This window comes from Rhizobacter sp. P3_B12 (assembly GCF_056402895.1).
In genome coordinates, this window is record NZ_JBFUGN010000917.1 from 1 (window position 1) to 3,559 (window position 3,559).

Annotated in this window: 3 protein-coding genes; all 3 read left to right on the forward strand. The window is 60.1% G+C overall.

The window, feature by feature from the left end:
* On the forward strand, nt 1-2,158 hold a 2,158-nt coding region (locus AC1D01_RS30000; RefSeq protein ID WP_477872936.1), incomplete at its 5' end, for an RHS repeat-associated core domain-containing protein.
* Nucleotides 2,143-2,559, forward strand: a complete 417-nt coding sequence (locus tag AC1D01_RS30005) for a hypothetical protein (RefSeq protein WP_477872938.1) — start codon at nt 2,143-2,145, stop codon at nt 2,557-2,559. The genes AC1D01_RS30000 and AC1D01_RS30005, both read left to right, overlap by 16 nt.
* A gap of 129 nt (nt 2,560-2,688) precedes the next feature.
* Nucleotides 2,689-3,360 (forward strand): RHS repeat domain-containing protein, encoded by a 672-nt coding sequence (locus AC1D01_RS30010; protein ID WP_477872940.1) that lies wholly within the window; start codon nt 2,689-2,691, stop codon nt 3,358-3,360.
* Nucleotides 3,361-3,559: the final 199 nt, after the last annotated feature.

Consider the following 3,559-nt stretch of genomic DNA (forward strand, 5'->3'; position numbering starts at 1 on the left):
GACGTATGACGCGCTGGAGCGGGTGAAGGACACGACCGACCCGAAGAATGGCACGACGCGCTTCGAGTACGACGGCGGGGACCGCACGACCCAGGTGACCGACCCGAGGAACCTCGCGACGCAGTACCCGCGCAACGGCCTGGGTGATGCGACGCAGGTGATCAGCCCGGACACCGGCAATGARARCCTGACCTACGACGCGGCCCGCAACCTGAAGACCCGCACCGACAGCCGCGGCGTGCTGRCGACCTACGACTACGACGCRAGCGACCGGCTGACCGCRGCGGTGTACACGAAGAGCGGGCAGCCGACGGAGACCGTGAGCCTCGCCTACAGCCAGACCGGCGCGGGCTTCAGCTACGGCGCGGGCAAGCTGACGAGCAGCAGCTACCCGGGTGGCTCGGCGCAGTACGGCTAYGACGACCAGGGCGAGGTGGCGAGCGATGTGCAGCGCGTGGAGGCAACCAGCGGAAGCAATGCGACGCAACTGACGCACACGGTGGGCTATGGCTACACGCTGGGCAACCTGAGCGGCATCAACTACCCATCGAGCCGGCAGCTGGGCCTGACCTGGGTGGATGGCGAGGTCACCGGCATCACGCTGGGCGGYACGCCGCTGATCACGCAGATCGCGTGGACGCCGTTCGCCGGCACGGTCAAGCGCTGGCAGTGGGCAATGGCCGATGGAGCCAAGTCGAACGAGCGCCACTTCGACCTGGCGGGCCGGGCGATCCGCTACCCGCTGGGCGAGGCGCTACGAGACCTGCGCTACGACGAGGCGAGCCGCATCGTGAGCTTCACGCACCTGAGCGCGGACGGCACGGCGCAGCCGGCGCTGGACCARGTGTTCGGCTACGACGAGAACAGCCGGCTGACSGGSATCACGACGAACGCGGCGAGCTGGGCGATCMRCTACGACGCGAACGGCAACCGCACCGGCCTGAGCCTGAACGGCARCCCGAGCACGTACGGCGTGGAGGCGACGAGCAACCGCACGACCCGCATCACGAACCCGGCCAGAACCCTCGTGTTCGACAACGCCGGCAACACGCTCAGCGACAGCGCGGCCGATGGCTCGGGCTACACGGCGACGTACAACCTGCGCGGCCAGCTCGCGACGATCACCAAGGGCGGSGTGACGACGCGCTACACGTACAACGCGGCCGGGCAGCGCGTGCGCAAGGTGAGCAGCACGGGGCCGCARAGCACGGTGGTGTTCGTGTACGACCAGKCGGGCCACCTGCTGGGCGAGTACGACCAGAACGGSGCSGCGYTGCGGGAATACGTGTGGCTGCGCGACACGCCGATGGCGATGTTCACGCCCGACCCGGCGAACCCATCGGGCGAGCCGCTGGTGTACTTCATCCACACCGATCACCTGAACACGCCGCGGGTGGTGGTGGACCGGCAGAACCGGGTGCGCTGGCGCTGGCTGGCGGAGCCCTTCGGCACGAGCGCACCGGAGACCAACCCGAGCGGGCTGGGGGTCTTTACGCAGAACCTGCGCTTCCCGGGGCAGTATGCGGACCAGGAGAGCGGGCTGTTCTACAACTACGCTCGCTACTACGGACCTGACGGCGGGCGTTATACACAATCCGACCCGAGCGGCCTTGCTGGCGGGGTCAATACCTATGGATATGCCGAAGGCAACCCGCTCGCATATTTTGATGTTGATGGGAATCAAGCTTCTCTGGCGTGGTGTTTGGGTGGGCCTCCAGGTTGCGCTGCAGGAATCGGTCTGGCGGCTGCAACCATATGGATGGCAACACACACTGGACAACAGTCGATTCCTGCTGGTACAACGGCCGAGAAGAAGTGCTGCACAGTTTGGCGACGTTTCTATACCCCCAACTCGGGAAAACATTCCACACAAGGGAAATGGGTGCGAGGGAACTGGTGGGGCCCAGCTCCGGATGACGTACAGGCTGCGATCGCACTACAAACGGCTATTCCCGTTACTGCCGATGAGTCGGTCCTCGTAGGCGTGGTCGGTACTCAGGTCGTACAATTCAATATGGAATCTCAGAATGAAGAGCGATGCGAAAGAATTTATCATGGATTTATTGTTTCTGATCAGCCTGTAAATCCGAGACCGGACGTGAATAATGTCGCGAAGCGCAACAATCTACCAGGAACAAAGAAATGGCCATGGCGTTAACAGTCGCAGAAAATTGCACGGGGACGCTCAGCCTTGATGGATTGAGCTTGGAATTTGTATTGGATATGGACTCATCGGTCCAGGKGACAAGGGTCAGAGCTGAACGCGGAGTGCTTTCTGAACAGTATCTTGAGGGTTATATAAATATAATTAGCGGTGAGCCAGATTTGGCAACTTATTTGCTCATTCCAGGGCAAGATGTGGGTGCATTTGGTATCCTTTTTTCCCGCTTTTTGGATTTGGTTGATACGGCTGCGGAAGAAGACTTTAAGGAAATACTGGATGGAAAGTCATTCTCCGGAGTGGTTAGGGATGGAGTTGAGGCTGAAGAACTGAAAATGGCTTTGGAGGCTTTGCGGAGGGAGTTTTCAGATCGACTCACGGTGCGAATGGGGTTGTAGGCAAGAAATCAATGAGCGTTGCCGCTTCCAGCCCCGTCGAGTTGTCGCCTCGGCGCGACGAGGTTGATTTCAGCCGTCGAGGGCGATGGGTTCACGCCCGACCCGGTGAATCCCGCGGGCGAGCCGCTGGTGTACTTCATCCACAGCGATCATCTGAACACACCGCGCGTGGTGGTGGACCGCCAGAACCGGGTGCGCTGGCGCTGGCTGGCGGAGCCCTTCGGCACGAGCGCGCCGGAGACCAACCCGAGCGGGCTGGGGGTCTTTACGCAGAACCTGAGGTTCCCGGGGCAGTATGCGGACCAGGAGAGCGGGCTGTTCTACAACTACCGCCGGTACTACAACGCGGCGGGCGGGCAGTACACGCAGAGTGATCCGATCGGGTTGGCCGGAGGCATCAACACGTTTGCATATGTCTCGGCAAACCCGTTGAGCTTGGCCGATCCAAGCGGATTGGCACCTGACGTGCGCATCTGTGTGAATGGAGTCTGTCCCCCACCGCCGCCGGTATGGAACCCTGATGGCCCTAGACCAGCACCGCCGTCTTTGCCAGATCTGACAAAACCAAGTCCGCTTTTGCCGACATGGAATTGGGATGGGATAACTTGGCCTTCTTGGATGGCGGCAAAGCCTCCCCGCTTTACAGATCCGCAAGCGGACATTGATCATAAGGCGTATAAAGATGAATATGACAAAAAACCGCCTCCAGGTCTAGATCCGTGCGAATTTCTAAAATGGAAATTGGCTCGAGAAAAAGCTGTTATGGGTGCGCGGATGGCGTTTGATGCAAAGTATGGGTAGCCGTGGCATACGCAACCCATTGCGGACGGAGCGCGTGCTATCAAGAAAATTGAAGATCAGATTAAAAATACGCCGGGGTGCACATGTCCATAAAACTGAATGACGCGGACGTTTCGCAGTTGCAAAGTAAATATTATTACTTAACCAATTTTGAATCGGAAAATCCAAGTGCACCGATCGACCCACTCAACTACCGAGA